Source organism: Thalassotalea algicola, assembly GCF_012932965.1.
GTDB lineage: Bacteria > Pseudomonadota > Gammaproteobacteria > Enterobacterales > Alteromonadaceae > Thalassotalea_F > Thalassotalea_F algicola.
Window position 1 is genome coordinate 107,115 of record NZ_JABBXH010000007.1, and the last position, 19,715, is coordinate 126,829.

22 protein-coding genes are annotated in these 19,715 nt (G+C 37.6%); 11 read left to right on the plus strand and 11 right to left on the minus strand.

The window, feature by feature from the left end; translation table 11 throughout:
- Nucleotides 1-9: 9 nt before the first annotated feature.
- A complete protein-coding gene (locus tag HII17_RS17100) occupies nt 10-1,020 on the plus strand; it encodes a DUF3549 family protein (RefSeq protein ID WP_169076590.1) in 1,011 nt (336 codons plus the stop codon).
- A gap of 13 nt (nt 1,021-1,033) precedes the next feature.
- Nucleotides 1,034-1,333: a DUF3301 domain-containing protein gene (locus HII17_RS17105; RefSeq protein WP_169076591.1), complete on the plus strand. Its 300-nt coding sequence runs from the start codon at nt 1,034-1,036 to the stop codon at nt 1,331-1,333.
- Nucleotides 1,334-1,418: 85 nt separating this feature from the next.
- On the opposite strand, the gene HII17_RS17110 is transcribed toward HII17_RS17105, so the two are convergent.
- Nucleotides 1,419-2,921 carry a CoA-acylating methylmalonate-semialdehyde dehydrogenase gene (locus tag HII17_RS17110; protein ID WP_169076592.1) on the minus strand — a complete coding sequence of 501 codons (1,503 nt, stop codon included), beginning with the start codon at nt 2,919-2,921 and terminating at the stop codon, nt 1,419-1,421.
- A 137-nt stretch (nt 2,922-3,058) separates the two neighbouring features.
- Here HII17_RS17110 and HII17_RS17115 point away from each other — a divergent pair, with 137 nt between their 5' ends.
- Entirely contained in the window at nt 3,059-3,949 is an 891-nt protein-coding gene (locus HII17_RS17115; protein WP_169076593.1) for a LysR family transcriptional regulator, read from the plus strand.
- Between the two features lie 15 nt (nt 3,950-3,964).
- On the opposite strand, the gene HII17_RS17120 is transcribed toward HII17_RS17115, so the two are convergent.
- The 4 genes from HII17_RS17120 to HII17_RS17135 all read right to left on the minus strand — a co-directional run bounded on the left by HII17_RS17120 (nt 3,965) and on the right by HII17_RS17135 (nt 6,641).
- Nucleotides 3,965-4,453 carry a GNAT family N-acetyltransferase gene (locus HII17_RS17120; protein ID WP_169076594.1) on the minus strand — a complete coding sequence of 163 codons (489 nt, stop codon included), beginning with the start codon at nt 4,451-4,453 and terminating at the stop codon, nt 3,965-3,967.
- A gap of 3 nt (nt 4,454-4,456) precedes the next feature.
- Complete coding sequence (locus tag HII17_RS17125) at nt 4,457-5,194, minus strand: tRNA-uridine aminocarboxypropyltransferase (RefSeq protein ID WP_169076595.1); 738 nt, start codon at nt 5,192-5,194, stop codon at nt 4,457-4,459.
- Nucleotides 5,195-5,331: 137 nt separating this feature from the next.
- The gene (locus HII17_RS17130; RefSeq protein ID WP_169076596.1) at nt 5,332-6,129 is read right to left on the minus strand and encodes a DUF2884 family protein; all 798 of its coding nucleotides are present in this window, start codon (nt 6,127-6,129) and stop codon (nt 5,332-5,334) included.
- A 143-nt stretch (nt 6,130-6,272) separates the two neighbouring features.
- Nucleotides 6,273-6,641: a hypothetical protein gene (locus tag HII17_RS17135; RefSeq protein ID WP_169076597.1), complete on the minus strand. Its 369-nt coding sequence runs from the start codon at nt 6,639-6,641 to the stop codon at nt 6,273-6,275.
- 319 nt (nt 6,642-6,960) lie between these two features.
- Here HII17_RS17135 and HII17_RS17140 point away from each other — a divergent pair, with 319 nt between their 5' ends.
- Nucleotides 6,961-7,359, plus strand: a complete 399-nt coding sequence (locus tag HII17_RS17140) for a diacylglycerol kinase (RefSeq protein ID WP_169076598.1) — start codon at nt 6,961-6,963, stop codon at nt 7,357-7,359.
- An 11-nt stretch (nt 7,360-7,370) separates the two neighbouring features.
- On the opposite strand, the gene HII17_RS17145 is transcribed toward HII17_RS17140, so the two are convergent.
- Entirely contained in the window at nt 7,371-8,732 is a 1,362-nt protein-coding gene (locus HII17_RS17145; protein WP_169076599.1) for an MATE family efflux transporter, read from the minus strand.
- Nucleotides 8,733-8,879: 147 nt separating this feature from the next.
- On the opposite strand from HII17_RS17145, the gene HII17_RS17150 reads away from it, so the two are divergent.
- The gene (locus HII17_RS17150) at nt 8,880-9,482 is read left to right on the plus strand and encodes a hypothetical protein (protein ID WP_169076600.1); all 603 of its coding nucleotides are present in this window, start codon (nt 8,880-8,882) and stop codon (nt 9,480-9,482) included.
- A 594-nt stretch (nt 9,483-10,076) separates the two neighbouring features.
- Here the strand turns inward: HII17_RS17150 and HII17_RS17155 are convergent.
- Nucleotides 10,077-10,382, minus strand: coding sequence for a DUF962 domain-containing protein (locus HII17_RS17155; RefSeq protein WP_169076601.1), 306 nt, complete (start codon nt 10,380-10,382; stop codon nt 10,077-10,079).
- Complete coding sequence (locus tag HII17_RS17160) at nt 10,375-11,028, minus strand: GNAT family N-acetyltransferase (protein ID WP_169076602.1); 654 nt, start codon at nt 11,026-11,028, stop codon at nt 10,375-10,377. The genes HII17_RS17155 and HII17_RS17160 overlap by 8 nt, the downstream gene beginning before the upstream one ends.
- A gap of 176 nt (nt 11,029-11,204) precedes the next feature.
- Here HII17_RS17160 and HII17_RS17165 point away from each other — a divergent pair, with 176 nt between their 5' ends.
- Nucleotides 11,205-11,438 carry a DUF2789 domain-containing protein gene (locus tag HII17_RS17165; RefSeq protein WP_169076603.1) on the plus strand — a complete coding sequence of 78 codons (234 nt, stop codon included), beginning with the start codon at nt 11,205-11,207 and terminating at the stop codon, nt 11,436-11,438.
- A gap of 51 nt (nt 11,439-11,489) precedes the next feature.
- Here the strand turns inward: HII17_RS17165 and HII17_RS17170 are convergent, their stop codons facing one another.
- On the minus strand, nt 11,490-11,858 hold the full coding sequence (locus HII17_RS17170; RefSeq protein ID WP_169076604.1) for a DUF3192 domain-containing protein: 369 nt from the start codon (nt 11,856-11,858) through the stop codon (nt 11,490-11,492).
- A 170-nt stretch (nt 11,859-12,028) separates the two neighbouring features.
- Here HII17_RS17170 and HII17_RS17175 point away from each other — a divergent pair, with 170 nt between their 5' ends.
- Nucleotides 12,029-12,337 (plus strand): DNA-binding protein, encoded by a 309-nt coding sequence (locus tag HII17_RS17175; protein WP_169076605.1) that lies wholly within the window; start codon nt 12,029-12,031, stop codon nt 12,335-12,337.
- On the opposite strand, the gene syd is transcribed toward HII17_RS17175, so the two are convergent.
- Nucleotides 12,334-12,897 (minus strand): SecY-interacting protein, encoded by a 564-nt coding sequence (gene syd, locus HII17_RS17180; RefSeq protein ID WP_169076606.1) that lies wholly within the window; start codon nt 12,895-12,897, stop codon nt 12,334-12,336. The genes HII17_RS17175 and syd overlap by 4 nt on opposite strands.
- Nucleotides 12,898-12,951: 54 nt before the next feature.
- Between syd and queF the strand changes: the two genes are divergently transcribed.
- The gene (queF, locus tag HII17_RS17185) at nt 12,952-13,803 is read left to right on the plus strand and encodes an NADPH-dependent 7-cyano-7-deazaguanine reductase QueF (RefSeq protein ID WP_169076607.1); all 852 of its coding nucleotides are present in this window, start codon (nt 12,952-12,954) and stop codon (nt 13,801-13,803) included.
- A 49-nt stretch (nt 13,804-13,852) separates the two neighbouring features.
- On the opposite strand, the gene HII17_RS17190 is transcribed toward queF, so the two are convergent.
- Nucleotides 13,853-15,646, minus strand: coding sequence for a M61 family metallopeptidase (locus HII17_RS17190; RefSeq protein ID WP_169076608.1), 1,794 nt, complete (start codon nt 15,644-15,646; stop codon nt 13,853-13,855).
- Between the two features lie 235 nt (nt 15,647-15,881).
- Between HII17_RS17190 and HII17_RS17195 the strand changes: the two genes are divergently transcribed.
- The 3 genes from HII17_RS17195 to xni are packed head-to-tail and all read left to right on the plus strand — an operon-like array spanning nt 15,882 to nt 19,685.
- Nucleotides 15,882-17,477 carry a GGDEF domain-containing protein gene (locus HII17_RS17195; protein ID WP_169076609.1) on the plus strand — a complete coding sequence of 532 codons (1,596 nt, stop codon included), beginning with the start codon at nt 15,882-15,884 and terminating at the stop codon, nt 17,475-17,477.
- A 45-nt stretch (nt 17,478-17,522) separates the two neighbouring features.
- Nucleotides 17,523-18,887: a nucleotide 5'-monophosphate nucleosidase PpnN gene (gene ppnN / locus HII17_RS17200; protein ID WP_169076610.1), complete on the plus strand. Its 1,365-nt coding sequence runs from the start codon at nt 17,523-17,525 to the stop codon at nt 18,885-18,887.
- On the plus strand, nt 18,888-19,685 hold the full coding sequence (gene xni / locus HII17_RS17205; protein ID WP_169076611.1) for a flap endonuclease Xni: 798 nt from the start codon (nt 18,888-18,890) through the stop codon (nt 19,683-19,685).
- Nucleotides 19,686-19,715: the final 30 nt, after the last annotated feature.

The window sequence follows — 19,715 nt, forward strand, 5'->3', positions numbered from 1 at the left end:
AATTAAGTTATGGATCGCATAGATACTATTTCAGAGCTTTTGTTGTGCTCTGGCTCCCAATATCGCATCTACGATATAGGTAGAAAAATAACCAAAATTTCAAAAGAAGACTTTAATCGCCTAGAGCAAAATCAAATGCCCTATCCATACCCAATTCAGGGGCATGCTATTTTTGCAGTTGCATTTTGGCAAGTAAAAGCTAAAACGCCATATTTGTGGTTTATTAAACTACCACTTGATGAGAGAGGTTTATTAAACCAAGGCGCAAGGAATCATTTTATTGCGATTATTGTTGAAGCACTTGGTTCAGATCTTACTGTCGATCCTTCTGAAAAACAGCAAGAACTGCTAAATAGTAACCCGTACCATGTACAACCTGCAGAATATAAACTTGCTGCAATTAATAGCTTAGTGCGAAAAGAACTCAAGCAAAGTGCCAGTATTCACTTTGAGCATTTTCAAACCTATATCAACGGCCAAATGGCATGGGATGACTGGAAAAACATAGGTATTCAGGGAATCAACGATTTAGCTTGCGAATTATCGCAGCCAGAAATAGCTCAAGCTGTTGCGGCGAATGTAAAGCAATTTCCTGAGCAGGTATTCTTCCCATTGTGTCAGGCACTTGAAAATCACGAGTTACCACTGTCTATTATCGACGCCCTTCTCGAACTCGAGAAAAACAGAAATGAACATGCAATTACCGTACATGTCATCCGAGCATTTTCTAGCACCACAGAGCATCCGCATGTTCAGCAGTTTATCGCATCATTGTTAAACGAACCGCAAACCGACGATATCTATATCACAATTGCTGGTCGTTGCTGGCAAGCTATATCAGCACAAGGTCTTGAACAACTACTCTCGGGGTTAGCCAAACAGAAAGATTTAGCGCTATTCAGTGCTATTTTTAAAGATCTAGTTGCAATTCCTTTACTAAGGCCTCATGTATTTGCATTAATGCGCAGTGATACACGCAGCGATGCTCTAGCAAAAGCTATTGGGCAACTATTTAATTGAAAGAGTAAAGTTTATGGGTGATATTTACCTACTACTCGGTATTTTCTTGATCGGTTGGTATTTTTGGTATTTAAGAAAGGTTGCGGAAATGGCACGAGTGCATGCCGTTCGTTACTGTAAACAACAAGGATTGCAATTTATTTCAATTGCCAGACAAAGTGCCAAACCAAGCTTTGGAAAAAGAGAAGGTATTTATATTAAAAGCTGTTTCGAATTTGAATTTAGTGGTGACGGGGAATCTAGTGCTATAGGAATTATCCATCTTAATGGATTAAGGCTTAATCATATCGATCTACCTGCTTACAAGATATAGTCTTAATGTTTACTCCATAAAAAAAGCCAAATGTAATGACATTTGGCTTTTTATTTGTGTTTTATGTTTTACAGCAATTTAACCGTTATTTAAGGCTGATTGTCGTGTGCACTTCTGAGCCATCTTGATGATCAGGTTCAAACCAACGAGCTGTAACAGACTTAGTTTGTGTCCAGAAACTAATGGTTTGCTTACCATTTGGCCCTAAATCACCTAATTTTGACGCACGAGAACCAGTAAAGCTGAAGTAAGCTACAGGTACAGGGATCGGTACATTAATACCTACTTGACCTACATCAATATCATTTTCAAATTTACGAGCATTCCAACCACTCGATGTAAATAATGAAGTACCGTTACCATTAGGGTTAGCATTAATAATTTCAATCGCTTCTTCTAATGTATCAGCTTCCAGTACACATAACGCTGGGCCAAAAATTTCTTGCGTATAAATATCCATATCAGTCGTTACGTTAGAGAACATTGTAGGACCAACAAAGTTACCTTTCTCATAACCTTCAACCACACAATCGCGACCATCTACTAGCAATTTAGCACCTTGTTCTACGCCAGAATTAAGAATGCGGATTATGCGCTCTTTAGCTTGCGGCGATACTACAGGGCCAAGATCAGCATCACGCTGTGTTCCTGGGCCAACTTTCATTAACTTGGCACGCTCAGCAATTTCAGGCAACCAGTTACGTGCTTCACCAACTAAAATAGTCACTGGGTTTGCCATACAACGCTGGCCTGCGGCACCAAAGGCACTACCAAGTAAATCGTTAATCGCGCGATCTTTATTAGCGTCAGGCATGATAACCATATGGTTCTTTGCGCCCATCATCGATTGACAGCGTTTACCATGTTTACTTGCATGATTATAAACATGTGTTCCAACATGAGTTGAGCCGATAAATGAAACCGCTTTTACTTCATCAGCTTCAATTAATTGATTAACTGTATCTGGACCACCATGAACAACATTAATAACACCAGCAGGTAAACCAGCTTCAATCGCTAACTCAACAAAACGAATAGTAGACGACGGGTCTTGCTCTGATGGTTTTAAAACAAATGTGTTACCACAAGCAATTGCAGGAGGAAACATAAATGCCGCTAACATCACAGGGAAGTTAAACGCAGTAATACCAACACCAACACCTAGTGGTTTGTTTAATGTATAAGTATCTACGCCTGTTGCAGCGTTATTCGCCATTTCACCAAGTTGTAAACGAGTAATAGAACATGCATTTTCAATTGCTTCTAATGCACGACCCACTTCACCTTCAGCGTCTGGTAAGGTCTTACCATGTTCTTCAGTAATTAACGCACCAATTTCTTCTACGTTATTACGTACTAGTTCTTGGAACTTAAGCATAATGCGCATGCGATTAGTTAATGAAACCTTTGACCAAGTTTTAAATGCGTCATGGGCTGCAGATACTGCTGCCTGTACTTCTTCCGGCGTTGCCATAGGCACACGAGCAACTACTTCTTGTGTTGCAGGGTTTAAGACATCTAACCAGTCATTTGATTTCGATTGTACTTTCTCACCGTTAATAATCAGTGGAATTTCTTTAATAGACATAAAAGCCCCTTTGTAAGTTTTCAGGACGAAGTAAAATTGCTGACTACGTTATGCCTATTTCACTTGAACAACAATATGCATAAGTGCAAAATACATTGCATATATACAAACCAGCTAATTTTTAAAGTGATAAGTTGATGAATTGGGACGATATTAAGATTTTTTTGGAAGTTGCTCGTACTGAAAAATTAACCGAGGCATCCAAGCGCTTAAGTAAAGATGTTTCGACGGTTTCTCGGCGCCTACATAAACTTGAAGAAAGCTTAAGTACTCAACTGTTTGAACGAACAACTGATGGCCACCGATTAACTGACGACGGTAAAGCTTTGCTCTGCCATGCCCAGCACATGGAAATTAATGCTAATCAAGCGCTATCTCAAATCAAAGATAACAACGCAGATAATTCAGGGTTGGTACGAATAGGGTTAACGGAGGCCTTTGGTAACTTCTTCATCGCCCCCAATATTCACTCGTTGCAAAATCAACATCCCAACCTAGCTATCGACTTAATTAATTTTACCAGAGATGTAAAAATAACGCGTAATGAAGCTGATATTGCCATTGCGCTAGAGATGCCTAAATCAAGTTCTGTCATAGGAACGAAACTATGTGACTACCGTTTACAATTATATGGTCATCAACGATATTTACATGAACAGGCACTTACCGTAAATAGCGCAAACCTGTCTAATCAACGCTGGGTGAGTTATGTAGATGAACTAATGTTTACCGAACAATTAAGCTACTTGAAAGAAATCGCCACTGAAATTACGCCTGTATATAGAAGTAATAGTGTAGTCAGTCAACATTCAGCGATTAAAAGTGGCGTAGGAATAGGCATTTTACCTTGCTTTTTAGCGGACCAAGACCCTAGCTTAATCAAGTTATGTGCTAATGAAATAAACATAAAGCGCAGTTTTTATCTAATCACACATCCTGAAAGTAAACGCCTGCCACGCGTTGCATTGGTATGGGAATTCTTAAAGCAACTTGCCAAGAATAAACAGTCACAATTAATGCCGAATTAAAACTAACAACTAAAGCTAACAATTAAAGTCAAACAGCATATTTTCTTCAGTATCGTTATATTTAACGATGCCTTGCCTGATAAAGCCGAGTTTTTCTAGCAAGGACTGTGAAGCCTGATTAGCTAGTGAGGTTATTGCTAATATTGGTCGATGATTCCCATAGTATTCAAGCACAGCCTGGCATGCTTCAAAAGCATACCCTTGCCGATAGTGATTATCTGAAATAGCGTATCCCAAATCAGGAGAATCCAAATAATCTCGTTTAAGTAAACCACACATACCGACTAACTCTCCGTTATGCAATTGCACGGCCATTAAGCTATAACCATGCTCTTTTTGACAAAGTAACGGACCTGTTTCTAAATATTCATGCGCTTCAACTTTATTGCTCACTTTTTTATCACCAATGTTGGCAATAAACTCTGGCTGATTGAGTAGCTCAACAATAAAACGCCAATCATCAAGCCTAAATGGCCGAATAGTTAGTCTTTTAGTTTTGATCATAAATTAATACACCTTTTCAATAAAAGATAGATACCTTTTCAAGGCATCACCACGCCCTAAATTCGGCTGACAAACACTTTTTTGATATTGATAATTAAATAAATCAAACCATAAAGATAAATGCTGAGCACTAATTTGTTCACCTAGTAGTGCTAACATACGTGAAGCTACTTGAGCAGTTGCCAACTGATTTTCAAGCACCGCCTCCCTAATGTAATTTTCTCGCGTACTCTCTCCTGTTTCACTAAAACTGACGACAGGAAACTTTTCCAAGTAAGGGCTTTTGCGAAACATCTTTTTGGCTTCTCGCCAACTTCCATCTAACAATATAAACAAAGGCTTTTTTCCTTGTTGAATTGGTAATGGCAATTCGTTTTCATATACAGATTGTTGCTCTGCTGCATATTGACTTGGAAACACGATAACTGGCACAAAAGTATCGTCAGACAACAACGCTAGTAAGTTAGCATTCGCTTCTGTTCTAGACCATATATAAGCATATGTATCAGGTACAACGTCAGCAATTAAACGTGCAGTATTGCTTGGTTTCAAGACCTCAGCATCATGCATAAGTATCAAAAATGCTGCTTGTGAACTGGTGCTTCTTTTATATTGGCATATACAGTTAAGCATAGATACTTGGCAGTTTTCACAACGAACAACTTTTTTACCTCGCGCATTAAATGGCTTAGTACTGATACTTTTTCGATGTTCGTATAGCCGCCGAATAGCGTGAGACATAGTTTCAATAATTAAATTAGCAGAGAGCTTTGTATGAGCAACATACAGATATATTTATTTAGTGCAACAAAAAAGCGCCTCGCGGCGCTTTAGACATAGTTTTATAAAGAAATTAGTAATCTTGAAGCAAAAAGCTACTAAGCTTTGTTTTTTCCATGATGGCTAACTTCAATAATGTTTATATCAGACAATGCATCTATTTCATTTTGCAACTCTGTTTCTAACTGATCAATAGCGACAATTGATTCACAAATTGCATCGGCCTTTTGCTCCAACGCTAATCCTCGCGTCTCCATTTGATGTTCAATACGCTGACCAAAATCTTCCATTCGCGTTTCAAATGCTTCCATATCGCCGCCAGAGAACATCATTTCTTGTCCTACAGCAATAAGCAATGATCCCATTGAGTTTTTAATGGCACGCTCAATATTTTCTTCAATACGTTGTTCGAATTCTTCGCCAAAAAAGTCTTCACCCACTACACCGTCTTCGCCAATTTCAATACCATTTTCTACCGATAATCTATTATCAATCTCGTTACTTAAATTGGCCAATTCATGCGTTAATTCCGCGCCAACTTCATTCCCTTCGCCTAGTAACTCATTAAATGCCAAATTAACACCTTCAGTTGCCAGTGCAATTCCTTCAATAGCAATAGACTTCACTTCCGGTACGACAGCACGAATGCTATTAGAATAATCCTGAACTAATGCAGCTTGAGAGGATGACAACATAATAGCCTCACCATCTACAATTAAGCCGTCTCTGCCAACTATTTGATATAGACTTTCACCATTTTTTGAAAACTCAATGCTATTGGTCGTAATTTTTACACCGGCATTTAAATCGACATCACACGAATCTGTATTTACGTCATGTGCCAAAATTGGTGTTGAAGCTAAAAGTAATGCGCCTGCCAAAATCTTTTTCATCATTTTATCCTTAAGTATTTAACTCTCAGATTTACTATTACAATACCAGTGCCAACATTTATTAATGTTAATTTTCAACAACTTAAAAAATCAATTGAGATTTTGATTATTTTCTTTTTTCAAAAAATAGCTTATTTCACTATTTATTAGTCAAATAGCCAGTTAGTTGCTGTTTGCTTGTCGGCGAAGTTTCTAACATCGAGTTGTTTGTTTTCAGCAATTTGCTGAATAAGCAGTTGTTTGTGCCCAATACTAGGCACTACTCGCGCTACCTTAAAACGCGACAAATTTTCTTTTAGTGACTTCATTACTTGTAATATTTCAAGCGAATCATAATCTAAAATTAACCTTGATGTATCAACGAGCAGCTTATTAACCTGTTTTTCATCTGCAACATTAAAAGTATCTTGATAGAAAGCTTTAATTTGTCTAGCACTAGCCGTACCCGTTAATTTGATGTCGATGTGATCGACATAGAGTTCCTTCTCAATATGAAATTGAGAGTTAGTCTTCATAAATACCTGTAAAGAGAGTTGAAAAAGGCAAGCAGTCTAAATATACGAATAATGGAACCCAGCCACCTTTGCTTATTAACATCAAGCGTTAGTTCTGTGGTTTTTCACGAGTGCTTTTTTAAGCAGCTTGCCGACAAAGGCGCGCATTCTGCCCAACTCATTGGACCAATTCAAGAGCCGTAAGGATTTTTGATGAAATCATAAAAGTAGATTAACGAATTTATAACATCTATTACAGTTTGATAAAATTTAATATAGTTAAGGTATGTGATACCTTTGGCAGCAAATTGCTCAAAACACACTATTTAAGCCACTAAATATGCCGAATAATTCTTCTAATTTTTCAAAAAAGCCAAATGGCACAGGCGTACATCGAATATTTAAAGCCGCATATTGTTCATATAAAGGTTTTAAAGCAGCTTACGAGCATGAGGCGGCCTATCGGCAGGAGCTATTAATGTGCATTATTTTGGCGCCAATATCATTTATTATTGCCAACAGTTCAACGCAGTTGATGGTGCTATTAATGACCTTAGCATTTGTTTTGTTTGCTGAAATTATCAATTCAGCAATTGAAGCTTTAGCCGACAAAATAACTACAGAGCATGATGAATTAATTGGAAGAGCGAAAGATTTAGGCTCGGCTGGCGTATTTATTGCCTTTGGTTTACTTGTTTTTTGCTGGACCTACGTAATTTTTGAACGCTTTAGTGCGTAATAAAAATAATATTATTGGGCGAGATTTTTCATCCATTTTTTGGAGTAAGCTCGATAACCAAAGCACAATACCTTTACAAGCTCTTCAGAGTATGCAGCCAAAGCAACCCAAATTAATGGTAATTGCCAAATCACCGCCGCAATATAGGTTAGCGGGATACTTACTATCCACATGCCAAATATATCCGTATACATACAGTACTTGTTGTCTCCCCCTGCACGTAATACTCCCATGGCTAAAGTCATATTACTGACTTTCAACCAAGCACCAAATACAATTAGCATAAACACCTGTCCAGCGAGATCGAGTGTTTGAATAGGCATACTTTGATACGGACTCAATATTATCGGTTTTAAGAGTATCATTACACCACCTAATGCAATGGCAACTATCGGACTAAGCAATAAAAATGATTTTGCTATTTGCCAAGCTTTCTCATAACTTTCAGCTCCTAAACTTTGACCAACCATAATTGAACAAGCCGATGCAAAGCCAAAAAACAATGATAAGAAAACGCCTTCAATCGGTGAAATTAGGCTCATTACAGCTAAAGCTTGTGTGCCGAGCTGACCATAGATCAACTGATAAACAAACGTACCAACTGACCAAATGCCAAAACTAATCATCATAGGCCATACTAGATTGAACAGATGAGACCAGTCATTTCGATTTTTTAGTAATTGCCAGTCTCCTGCTTTTGGAGCAAGCATATGTTTTACTTTAACGAGAAAAGCAATCAATAAACTTAGGTGTAATATTCTCGATAAAAGTGTTGCCCACGCTGCCCCTTCAACTCCAAGAGCAGGAACACCTAACCCACCATTTATTAACCAAAAATTTAAAACAACATTAAATAATATTGCTAACACACTAAATATCATTGGCAGTTTCACCTGACCAATACTTCGTAGCGCATTTTCAATATTTAAAATTACCCCAACACAAACGAGGCTTGGCATTGTTATCCATAAGTACCCTTCTCCAAGGGCAATTACATCAATATCACTTGACGCCCAGCCGATCACATCGGCAGCAAAGAAAAAACTAGCAACTGCAATTGGTGTAAACGCAATAACTGCAAAAATAGACGCCATTTGAATCGTTTGTCTAATTTTTTCAGATTTTCCTGCGCCAAAATATTGAGCAGATAACACACCTACTCCCCATGAAAGGCCTATAGCAATGACTAAAACAACAAATTGTATTCTGTTGCCAAGACCGACTGATGCGACAGCAGCATCACCTAGATGACCAACCATCACGACATCTATCATACTAAGCAAAGTCACCAATACGTTTTGCAGTGAAATAGGCCACGCAAGTTTAAAAGTTTGCTTGATTTGCGTTAATTGTGGCGATCCAGGATTAGTCATTAATGATTTAAGTGCAGAAATAAACGTTTAAAAATAAGATTTTAACTCGAATGATAAATAAAGTAGCGCTGAATACGTATTAATTGATAAGTAAAAATTGCACAAATGCCAATAGATACATATATTAGCGTCAAACAAGGAGTCATTATGTACCTGAAATATTCAACTTTCCTCTCTGCCGTCTTTTTTTCTCTGTCAACAACAGCCTCAACAGCGCCAGCACCACTTGTATCAATTGATACTCACGATGCGTTTTTCAATGCGATAAAACAACATTGCGGAAAGGCATATGAAGGAAAAGTCACAGTAGATACTGCAAATAGTAATTCATTCTTGAACAAAAAATTAGTTATGCACGTTAGGCGTTGCAATGAGCAAGAGCTTCAAATTCCATTTCATATAGGTGACGACGCATCGCGCACCTGGATAATCACTAAAACCGGCTCAGGGCTCTCTTTAAAGCATGATCACAGACATAAAGATGGCAGTTTTGATAGACAAACGATGTACGGTGGTCACACACTCGACGCTGGGTGGAATGAAGCACAGTCATTTCCGGCAGATCAATACTCAAAAGAAATATTTGTTGAGCAAGGAATACCACAATCCATTGGAAATACATGGCAAATGTTTATTTATCCTGGCAAGTTTAGTTATCGACTTGTCAGACAAGGAAGAGAGTTTAAGGTGGACTTCGATTTAACCAAATCTATAACTCCTCCTAAAGCGCCTTGGGGTTATGTTGATTAACAAACATAAAAAATGCGGCTCGAAAGAGCCGCATTTCTTTATCTAGCTTTGTCGTGCATCCTGCACACAATAGTGTTTCCCGCTTCATCCATAAAAAAGCTGTCCCTAGTATATCCTAGCAATTCCGTCTGCTTTCCTTCACCCCGTCCTAGAGAATGCATGTCCACATGCACCACACACCTTGTGTTAAAGCTAATCCCTTTAGTCTTCCTGACGTTAACTTTCCTTTGTTAACTCACATCCATGTTGTATCATCCTATGCAACACCTTGTTGCATGACTCCATCCTAGAGCCTCCATTGACAGGAAATCATTTCCTGTGTCGTCCTGACAGTTGTAATATTACGTTATCAGTTGTAATAAACTACCTAGTCAAATAAAACTTTCTTAGAAAATTAGCATGCAAACTCAACCAAAAAACAACAACGCATTGTTTTAAAAGGGCTTTATTTCATGCAATTTCATTATTTCCACTGAACATTCCTTTATCTCTCACAGCTTTGTGCGATATGTCTTACAGAGTTACTTCCAAATCAGTCATTGTATACTTTAAGAGGAAGTTCAAATTGAGTAGTTATAAAAAAAGCACTATAAATCAGTGCTTTTTCGTTAAGAAGTCTTTTAGCATTCGCCAATCCCCAATAAAGCTGTACCAAGGATAGGTAAAGGTAGCAGGCCTATTTTTTTCAAAAAAGAAATGCCCAAGCCAAGCGAAAGTGTACCCATTAATCAAACCATAAAATAAATACATTGGTTTTAATTGGATTACAGCCAACACCAGCCAACATAGTGCAAGGCCGCTACCAATATAATGTAGCACTCGACAAATTTTATTCTGATGTTGCGATAAATAAAACGGATAAAAGTCTTCAAAGCTCTTATACTTTTTTTCGCTAGTCATTTTTGTCTCCACGATAATGAAGCATCAGCGCACCACTAACCTTGCCGACCTGGACCTCCTCAATATACTCGTAATCCACATCTTTAAAAAATTCACGGTACTTATCATTTGTTGCATACACTGCCACACCTTCACTATCGGGATGTTCTTCCAACACTGTATTTACCGCAGCCATTAAGTAATGACCAAAGCCATGATGTTGATGCAACGGGTGAATAGCGATAAAACTTAACATATGAAATTTTTTTAGGGGCACAGCAGACATAATGATTCTTTCTTTTTCCATCATTTGCTTAGTTGAAAAGTAGCCTGCACTTAACAGCATTTTTAATCGCCAATGCCAAAATCGTTCAAAACCTACACCGTCATCTGGTCCATTTAAACAAGCGACTCCCACCATAGCCTCACCTAGGTATAGGCCGACCATTGGTTGTTTTGCTTGCCAAAACACGCCTAATTCTTCTCTGATCGATGCACGTAATCGTTGCTCGTAATCTTCTTTGTCACCGTTGAAAATTTCTAAAAAAACCGGATCATCATGATATGCCTGATATAGCAGAGAAGCCGCAAGCTTCATATCTTCTGCGGCCAAATATGTGGCTCGTATCTCTACATTAGTGTCTGCTGCGGTTGCAGTATCGTTCATAAGCTCCCCCATTGATTGAGTGCACAAAACCTCACCCTTCAATTTTTGACTATTTTTATTTTTGTTGTTAGCTCACCTTAGCAGTAAGGTAAGAAGTAGGTCAATATTCAATCAGTTTACATAAATAAACAGCTATACTTATCTTTTATTGACTTATACGCCCAATAGGTAGAGTTATGGATACTTTCGAGCACAATATGGCAAATCTATTTGCTCAACTAGGTTTGGCAAATAGTTCACAAGATATCGACAAATTTATTGCTGAAAATAAAGGGCTTCCAAGCAATGTATCATTAGCAAAAGCAAACTTTTGGAATAGTTCTCAAGCAAGTTTTATTACTCAAGCAATAAATGAAGATGCAGATTGGGCAGAAGTCGTAGATATACTTAACTCTATGTTGAGAGATTAGCAACAAAAAAAGGCGCTTGTAGCGCCCTTTTCTTAACACAGTATTAGTATTTTATAGCTGTGCGTATGCGGTATCGCCCCAGCTCACCAACATGCCATTTTTGAAGATAAGCGGAGTACATTCATCTTTTGTAGTGACGCCATCTTTATGCTTTCTGTTTGTACGGTAATAAAGCACCTGAATACTTTCACCATCTTTTTGGTAAACTTCATTGAAATCTGCCACACCTAGGCGACCTTGTACATCACCAAAACTAGAGTTAACTTGCAGGCTAGCAATTTTTTTGCGGTTATCATATTCACGATCATTAAAGTCATAGCTGTAATGACCATCGTCGTCTCCACCAACAGAAACAACACATCCAGTTAAGCCAAACGTTAAAGGTAAAGCAGCTAATAGTACGACAAGTGACTTTTTCATATTTTATAAATCCCTGAGATTGTTTATTATTGACTAACTTACAGCAAACTTTGCACCAACTTAATAAGCCATTGTTTTATAAAAAAATATTAATTTTTAAAACAATTGCACAATTTGCAGGTTGGTCATTTTTACTAATATTTATTAAATAACTTAAGTGATTGCGCATAATGACTATAAAAGATGAAATATTATCCATAGCTAACCAACTTGCTAACGAAGGCATAAATCCTAGTGTGGCTAAAGTTAAGGCTCGATTAAGCGAATCAGCGTCCTTACCTACCATTATTAACACCCTAAAAAGTTGGCAACATCAGCCAGAAAACACTGAGGTGAAAAAGCCAGATACACCTATAGAGAGTGAAATTAACGTAAGTGAATTAGACGTGGCTATAACAAAAGCGCTACAGCCATTAAAAGAAGAAATAGCCGAAATTAAACAACTACTTATTGCCATTAATGAAAAGTTAGATTGCTAGTCATAGATAACAGGGGTTAATTGTCCAAGAAATTCGGATAAATTGTTGGCCAATTTTTTATGAGCAGTTTTACCAACTTGCTCAACCCAAACTTCACCAGAGTCGTTATTAACAGATAGGATAAAGTCATCTTGATCGGTTAGCCCAAAAAATACCGTTATCGGTTGCTTTAACTTTTGCTTCATTAAAATATGGCCGATTACATTTTCCTGCAATCTATCAAAATCATCTTTATTCCAAGGTAACACAAAAGAAAGCTGGCCTTCTTCACAAGTTAAATCAAAGCTTTCACTATAAACGGACGTGAAAAACACTTTAATGTCGTTATGTAAACTAAAGCCTAATGCTTGCTCTACATTTTCAAAAGATAATTCATCAGTTATTTCCACCGGCTGCCAGTAATTAGCGTCTTGAGAGTATTCTCCTTGTTCACAAGGCGAAAGCCATTGGTCATCTTTTTCTACAACAGGTAAGTGGCCATGCTTTTCTCTAAATTGCTGAACATAGTGTTGGCATAAAGTTGTTAATTGATGTGTTAATTCAGCATTAAGGCATGTCATCGACAGAAGATTCCTAGTAAAATGGAGCGTATTAAGTTTTATATATGATATGACATGGCAAAATACCAAAACAGCAAGCTTTTGCAAGGACTAACGCTTGGGAAAGCAACTGAATACGCAAGTAATTACCAACCTGAGTTATTACAAGGTGTTCCACGTAGCTTGAACCGCGACGATCTTGAAATTAATCAAAATAAGTTACCTTTTAATGGTGAAGATATTTGGTATGGCTATGAACTTTCATGGTTAAACCAGAAAGGGAAGCCTCAAGTGGCTATTGCCGAGTTCAGCTTTCCATGTAGCAGTGAAAATTTGATCGAATCTAAATCTTTCAAACTTTACTTAAATAGCTTCAACCAAACAAAGTTCTCTTCGTTTGATGAAGTTGAAGCGCTTTTAGTAAAGGATTTATCTTTGACTGCAAAAGCGACGGTTCGCGTAAAACTATTTGCCGTTGATAAATGCCCTGTACTAGAAATTGCTCATAGTAATGCCCAATGTATCGATGAATTGGATGTTGAGATCACTCACTATGATTATCAACCAACTTTACTAGCAACTAGTAGTGAAAAGTCAGGTCCGCTGGTTAATGAAAACCTTGTTAGCCATTTATTAAAGTCTAACTGTTTAATCACAAACCAACCGGATTGGGCCAGCGTTTATATTAGTTATTATGGTCCCCAAATTGACCATGAAAAGCTGTTGCAATACGTCGTATCTTTTCGCCAGCATAACGAATTTCATGAACAATGCGTAGAACGTATATATTGCGACCTAATGCATTTTTGTAAGCCACAACAGCTAACTGTATTTGCTCGATATACAAGACGAGGTGGACTGGATATCAACCCGTACCGAAGCTCAGAGCAAAGCAAGCCACCAGCGCTTCGAACATTTAGACAATAAAAAAAGCACCTCTCGGTGCTTTTTTTATTGTCAAACGGCTAATTTTTATTTACTTACTAACCCTAGGTAATTCTAAACCTGTCCATGCTTTAAAGAATGCTTTCTGCTGTTCACTAGCCTCTTTTATCGCATTAATTTTTAACTGCTCGGCAGGTGTTTCGCCAAGCTTAACAGTTTTAGTATTTAAGGCATCACGTCTAAAGAAGGTAACGTCTATTTTTTGTTTAGGTTTAAAGTTTTTCAAACGCTTTTTCAGGTCTTTATCAGCTACTCTAAGGCCATCGATAGCAATAATAATATCGTCTGTTGTTAATCCTGCTTGCCATGCAGGGCTTCCTTTTTCAACCGAGGTTATAATAAGCCCGTTTGCATGAGGCTTAGTACTAATACCAGACCAAGCTTTTTTCTTATTGCCTTTCCCGTAATTTATTTCTAAACCGGCTTTTGATAGTAATTTATCAAAGTCAGGTTTAGCATAGCCATCAATATTTTGTTGCCACCAATCTTGGTAATCTTCACCGGTTACTCGCTCTAAGATATTCAGCATATCTTGATCATTAAATGTTTTTGGAATGCTGTATTCCTTGTACAGAATGTCATGAACATTACGGTAGCTTTGCGATAAATTAGTTTTTGATAAAATATCAAAATCCAACACCCAAGAAACTAAGAAACCTTCAGAATAAATATTAACACTGTGATTTCGGCCATAGTCCCCACCTTCACTGATCCATTTATCAAAGCTAGCCTCTGCGACTGTTTGACTTTCCCGGCCAGGTTTGTGCAGATATCCGTTAATACGTTTAGCTAAATTATTAAGCCACTCTTTAGCCGTCATAATGTCGCCACGCATTAATAATTGGTTTTGCAAATAGCTGGTTGAACCTTCAGAAAGCCATAAGAGGTTTGAGTAATTTTCACCTTGATAATTGTAAGGAACCAAACCTTCAGGGCGGTATTGTTTAACATTCCACGTGTGTACAAACTCATGCGCGGCCGTACCAATAAAGCCTAAATAATCTTTGCGTTCTGCAAAGCTAAAACGAGAACGTTGAATAATGGTTGAATTTAGATGTTCAGTAGCCCCTCTTGCGCCACTTGTTGCATGAACCATAAACACATATCGTTCAAATGGGTAGTCAGACCAAATACTACTTCCCTGTGCAACTAGCGCTTTAAGGTCTGCAACCATTTTTTTACTGTCGTAATTACCTTTGCCCCATATCACCAGCTCATAATCTCTGCCATCAACCTCAAATTGATGAAATTCATTGATACCAGTCTCAATCGGTGAATCGATTAGTACGTCATAATCCGGTGCGATAAATTGATGTTTATTCCGCCCTTTCTTTAAGCCAGAAACACTGCGCCACTTCTTGGGAACTTTTAACTGAACAATGTATTTATCGTCGCGAGTTTCATCGGTGTACATAACGACACCAGAGGCGTCAATAAAGGCATGGCTGTCATCAACATGGCGTGTCCTAAAGCCCAGTTGATTAGCATACACTTGATAATTAACAGTCACTCCATCGGATAAGTCACCCGTAATTCGCCAAGTGTCTTTGTCAATTTTATGCCATTGCAGTTTCTGATCAGCGAGTGAAAACTCTCTAATTCCATTAGCCAAATTCAATATTTCATACCGTCCCGTTCGCCACGTTGGAAGTTTCAAATCTATTGATTTTTGCTTAGTTTCAGGAAGAGAAATTCCAACTTGAGCATAATGATGCTCTGCTTCAGATAAATCGATTTTCACTTTTACATCAGCAAGCGTACCTGCTGAAAAAACACCGGTTAATAAATAAAATGGTAAGCTAAAGCGTCGTAAACCGTTGGGCATTTTGAACCTAATTTCATTTTGAAAAATGACGTTAGTTTACCTATTTAGTATACAATTTCTATGCTCTACGAATAAATTTAAGTTAAATGTGATATCTATTTACAAATTTATAACCAATATCATAGTTTTATTGGAGGTTCTGATATAAAGTGAAAGGTATATCGAACACGTATGTCACATTAGTTTTTCGCTGCAACTGCATGAAAAACAAATGTATTTAGGGAAACCTCTCAGAATGAGTGAAAAGTCTGTAATTCAAAATCAATTAAAACAGTTAAAAACTAAGCTTGATGCTTCAATTAATGCTCGCTCACAGATTGAAGACGACTTTAATAAACGCTCTATTTTGTTGACCGAATTTATCGCAAAGCTTTCACGATTATGTAAAGGGTTAGATCTAGAGCTAGACAACCGCTTAGCTAAACTTAGAGCGCTTTTGAAAAAAGCAGCTCCACTTCCTGATATTGAAAAAGAAATCACTAATTTATCCAAATTGTTAAACAAGCAAGCGTCAAAAAATGAAAATAATATTCGTAATATGCACAATGAGTTTCACCAAGCTGGTGCTATGTTGCAAAAAGCGAAAGGTTTACCACCGCAAGCTCGACGAGAATTACGCAGTTTATTAACTGAAAATACAGAAAGTAAAGACGCCTTAATTCAATATGTGCCTAAACTTAGTGAGTTATTATCTATTTATTCAGAAGTAGTCGCTGCAAAAGATAATATTAAAGTATCAGGTAAGGATTTTGCTGCGACAAACGGCAACTCGGCTCATACAAACAATATTGATCTCGCGAGTTATATTAATAAATTTATTAGTATCCTAAATGGCATTACACTTTCAGATAAACAACAGCAAAAGCTTAACAAGCTTAAAAGTGATTTCGCCAATTCCTCATCGATGGATGAAACACTGCTCAGTAAAATAGTTGAAGTATTCAACATTGTTGCCGCAGATATGGAGCAGGAGCGAAAAACAGCTAAGACTTTTTTATCCACATTATCTGGAGCCCTATCCAAGGTTCAACGTGCTGTTAAATCAACGATTACAGATTCTGATGAACAAAAGGAATTACATGAGAAAATTAATCAAAAATTAACCATTCAAATTGGCGAAATGACGAGTGTTGTGGAGTCGGCAACGTCTTTAACTGAAGCGAAAGCTGAACTTAACGACAAAATAGAAGGAATTGCCCAAACTGTAGAAGCAAAATCACTTAATGAATTAGAGTATTTTACTTCTCTCGAGCAGCAACTCAAAACCATGCAACTAAAAGTGATTGAGCTGGAAAAACAAAGTCAAACTTTCGAGAAGCGCTTGATAGAACAACAGCAAAAAAGCATGCTTGATGCTTTAACCAAACTGAACAATCGTGCTTCTTTTGACGAACATATCGCAAAACAAATGGTTCGTTATCATCATAAGCCATTTGAGTTAGCGATAGCTGTACTCGATATAGACGACTTTAAGCGAATTAATGACACCTATGGCCATACTGCGGGTGATAAAACACTACAAGTTATCGCCTCTACATTAGTTAAATCACTTGATGATAATGTATTTATTGCGCGCTATGGCGGAGAAGAGTTTGTATTAGTGTTTGATAGTTTAAGCTATGGTGATTTAATGGTGGCGTTAGATAGTTTACGTAACAATATTGCTAAGCTACCTTTTAAGTTTAAAAACAATAAAGTCAGTATGACTACTTCAATAGGTGTTACTCACATTAGGAAGGGAGATAACATTCATAAAGCGTTTGAACGCGCAGACCAAGCACTGTACCAAGCCAAGAACAAAGGAAAGAATCAGGTTATTTACTCACAATAAATTACTTTCCTATTGTCTACTTTCATCTGAGCAAAGGGGATCGTTATGCATACATTAGTAAACCCTGTTGGTAACATGAACTTGTTATCACAAATAGAAGTCGATCAATTACAAGAATCTGCTGGCAGCAAACTTTATCAATTATATCGCAATTGCTCACTCGCCGTGTTAAATGCGGGTAGCCATACTGATGATGCTGAACAAATCTATCAGCAGTACCAAGACTTCAATATCAAGGTATTAAGAAGAGAGCGTGGCGTAAAGCTAGAGTTATTCAATCCCCCCAAAGAAGCATTCGTTGATGGCAAGATTATTTTAGGTATAAGGGAACACCTATCTGCAGTGCTTAGGGATATATTATTTATCAATGACAAGTATTCTACGCTGTGTGAAACCCTTAAGTGTGAAACTGAAAAAACAACGCATATTGTCTTTGATATTTTAAGAAATGCTAACGCTATTTTACCCGATAGCCAGCCAAATCTTATTACCTGTTGGGGTGGTCATTCAATTAACACCAATGAATACCAATACACTAAAGAAGTTGGCTATCAACTTGGATTACGTGGTTTTAATATTTGCACTGGTTGTGGTCCAGGTGCAATGAAAGGCCCCATGAAAGGCGCAACTATCGGTCATGCTAAGCAACGTAACCAAACAGGTCGTTACTTAGGCCTTACCGAGCCTAGCATCATTGCAGCAGAGCCTCCAAACCCTATCGTTAATGAACTCATTATCATGCCGGATATCGAAAAACGATTAGAAGCTTTTGTACGTTTATCACACGGCATCATTATTTTTCCAGGCGGCGCCGGCACCGCTGAAGAATTTCTTTATATCTTAGGCATTTTATTAAACAACCAAAATGCTATGCAACAACTGCCCATTATATTGACTGGCCCTAAAGAAAGCGCTGATTACTTTATGGAAATTGACGCATTTGTTGTTGCAACTTTAGGAGAAGAAGTCAGAAAGCTATATAAGATAATTATTGATGATGCCCCACAAGTTGCTAAAACAATGAAACAAGCTTTAGAGGAGGTTTTAACCTTCCGAAAAGATAAAGGTGATGCATTTCATTTTAATTGGACCCTCGCCATTACTAGTGAATTTCAACAACCGTTTGAACCTAATCACGAAAACATGGCAAACTTAACAGTTAAGAGTGATATGGACACTGCAACATTAGCCGCCAATTTAAGACGTATTTTCTCTGGCATTGTTGCAGGTAACGTTAAGTCTAATGGCATTAAAGCAATTAGGGAACACGGTCCATTTATTATTACGGGCGAGCAAAAAATTATGGCATTAATGGACAAACTGCTTAATTCATTTGTAGAGCAGCAACGGATGAAATTGCCAGGCAGCAAATATATTCCATGTTATCAAATATCAAAGGATGTTAATTAAATGACCGCACACGTTGTATTAATAGATGCGCTTAATTTAATACGCCGAATATATGCGGTACAAGAACGTCCTTTTTTATTAAATAATGAGCTATCTGATAATACAAAGCAGCAAGTGCTATATAACACAGCGCAAGCTTCTACTACTGCACTGTCTAACATTTTAAGTACGTTACAGCCAACACACGCTGTGGCCGTATTTGATAGCGAAAAGCCTTGTTGGCGTTATGATATTTATCCCGATTACAAAAAGGGGAGAAAAAAGATGCCTGAACATTTATCGGCTACACTGCCGGATATTCAGGATCAATTTCTCTCCGTTGGAGTCGACTCTATCGAGCCTGAAGAAGATGAAGCCGATGACGTAATAGCAACGTTAGCGATTAAAGTTGCGTTAAGAAATCAAAGGGTGTCCATTGTATCTACTGATAAATGCTTTTTGTCGCTACTTAACGAAAATATCGAGGTTTATGACTACTTCAATCGACGATTTCTTGATAATCAATATATCGAAGATAAATTTAGTGTTAAATCAAGTCAATTAATTGATTTGTGGGCACTGACTGGTGATAGCACTAATAAAATTCCTGGAGTAGCAGGTATTGGGCAAATAACGGCAGCAGAGCTGATTAATACGTATGGCTCAGTTAATGCCATTTTGTCTGCAGATAAATTAAAGTCTTCAATTCAAGAAAAACTGGACCAAGGTAAAGATATGTTGCAGCTTAGCCACCAATTGCTGACATTAAAGCAAAACATTCCACTTGGTTTTAATTTAAAAGATATTCGATTAAATTAATTGATAAAATAATTAACAAAACGTAAACAA

Coding starts and splice junctions, on each gene's coding strand:
- HII17_RS17100 (WP_169076590.1), top strand. CDS start 10: ATGGATCGCATAGATACTATTTCAGAGCTTTTGTTGTGCTCTGGCTCC.
- HII17_RS17105 (WP_169076591.1), top strand. CDS start 1,034: ATGGGTGATATTTACCTACTACTCGGTATTTTCTTGATCGGTTGGTAT.
- HII17_RS17110 (WP_169076592.1), bottom strand. CDS start 2,921: ATGTCTATTAAAGAAATTCCACTGATTATTAACGGTGAGAAAGTACAA.
- HII17_RS17115 (WP_169076593.1), top strand. CDS start 3,059: ATGAATTGGGACGATATTAAGATTTTTTTGGAAGTTGCTCGTACTGAA.
- HII17_RS17120 (WP_169076594.1), bottom strand. CDS start 4,453: ATGATCAAAACTAAAAGACTAACTATTCGGCCATTTAGGCTTGATGAT.
- HII17_RS17125 (WP_169076595.1), bottom strand. CDS start 5,194: ATGTCTCACGCTATTCGGCGGCTATACGAACATCGAAAAAGTATCAGT.
- HII17_RS17130 (WP_169076596.1), bottom strand. CDS start 6,129: ATGATGAAAAAGATTTTGGCAGGCGCATTACTTTTAGCTTCAACACCA.
- HII17_RS17135 (WP_169076597.1), bottom strand. CDS start 6,641: ATGAAGACTAACTCTCAATTTCATATTGAGAAGGAACTCTATGTCGAT.
- HII17_RS17140 (WP_169076598.1), top strand. CDS start 6,961: ATGCCGAATAATTCTTCTAATTTTTCAAAAAAGCCAAATGGCACAGGC.
- HII17_RS17145 (WP_169076599.1), bottom strand. CDS start 8,732: ATGACTAATCCTGGATCGCCACAATTAACGCAAATCAAGCAAACTTTT.
- HII17_RS17150 (WP_169076600.1), top strand. CDS start 8,880: ATGTACCTGAAATATTCAACTTTCCTCTCTGCCGTCTTTTTTTCTCTG.
- HII17_RS17155 (WP_169076601.1), bottom strand. CDS start 10,382: ATGACTAGCGAAAAAAAGTATAAGAGCTTTGAAGACTTTTATCCGTTT.
- HII17_RS17160 (WP_169076602.1), bottom strand. CDS start 11,028: ATGAACGATACTGCAACCGCAGCAGACACTAATGTAGAGATACGAGCC.
- HII17_RS17165 (WP_169076603.1), top strand. CDS start 11,205: ATGGATACTTTCGAGCACAATATGGCAAATCTATTTGCTCAACTAGGT.
- HII17_RS17170 (WP_169076604.1), bottom strand. CDS start 11,858: ATGAAAAAGTCACTTGTCGTACTATTAGCTGCTTTACCTTTAACGTTT.
- HII17_RS17175 (WP_169076605.1), top strand. CDS start 12,029: ATGACTATAAAAGATGAAATATTATCCATAGCTAACCAACTTGCTAAC.
- syd (WP_169076606.1), bottom strand. CDS start 12,897: ATGACATGCCTTAATGCTGAATTAACACATCAATTAACAACTTTATGC.
- queF (WP_169076607.1), top strand. CDS start 12,952: ATGGCAAAATACCAAAACAGCAAGCTTTTGCAAGGACTAACGCTTGGG.
- HII17_RS17190 (WP_169076608.1), bottom strand. CDS start 15,646: ATGCCCAACGGTTTACGACGCTTTAGCTTACCATTTTATTTATTAACC.
- HII17_RS17195 (WP_169076609.1), top strand. CDS start 15,882: ATGAGTGAAAAGTCTGTAATTCAAAATCAATTAAAACAGTTAAAAACT.
- ppnN (WP_169076610.1), top strand. CDS start 17,523: ATGCATACATTAGTAAACCCTGTTGGTAACATGAACTTGTTATCACAA.
- xni (WP_169076611.1), top strand. CDS start 18,888: ATGACCGCACACGTTGTATTAATAGATGCGCTTAATTTAATACGCCGA.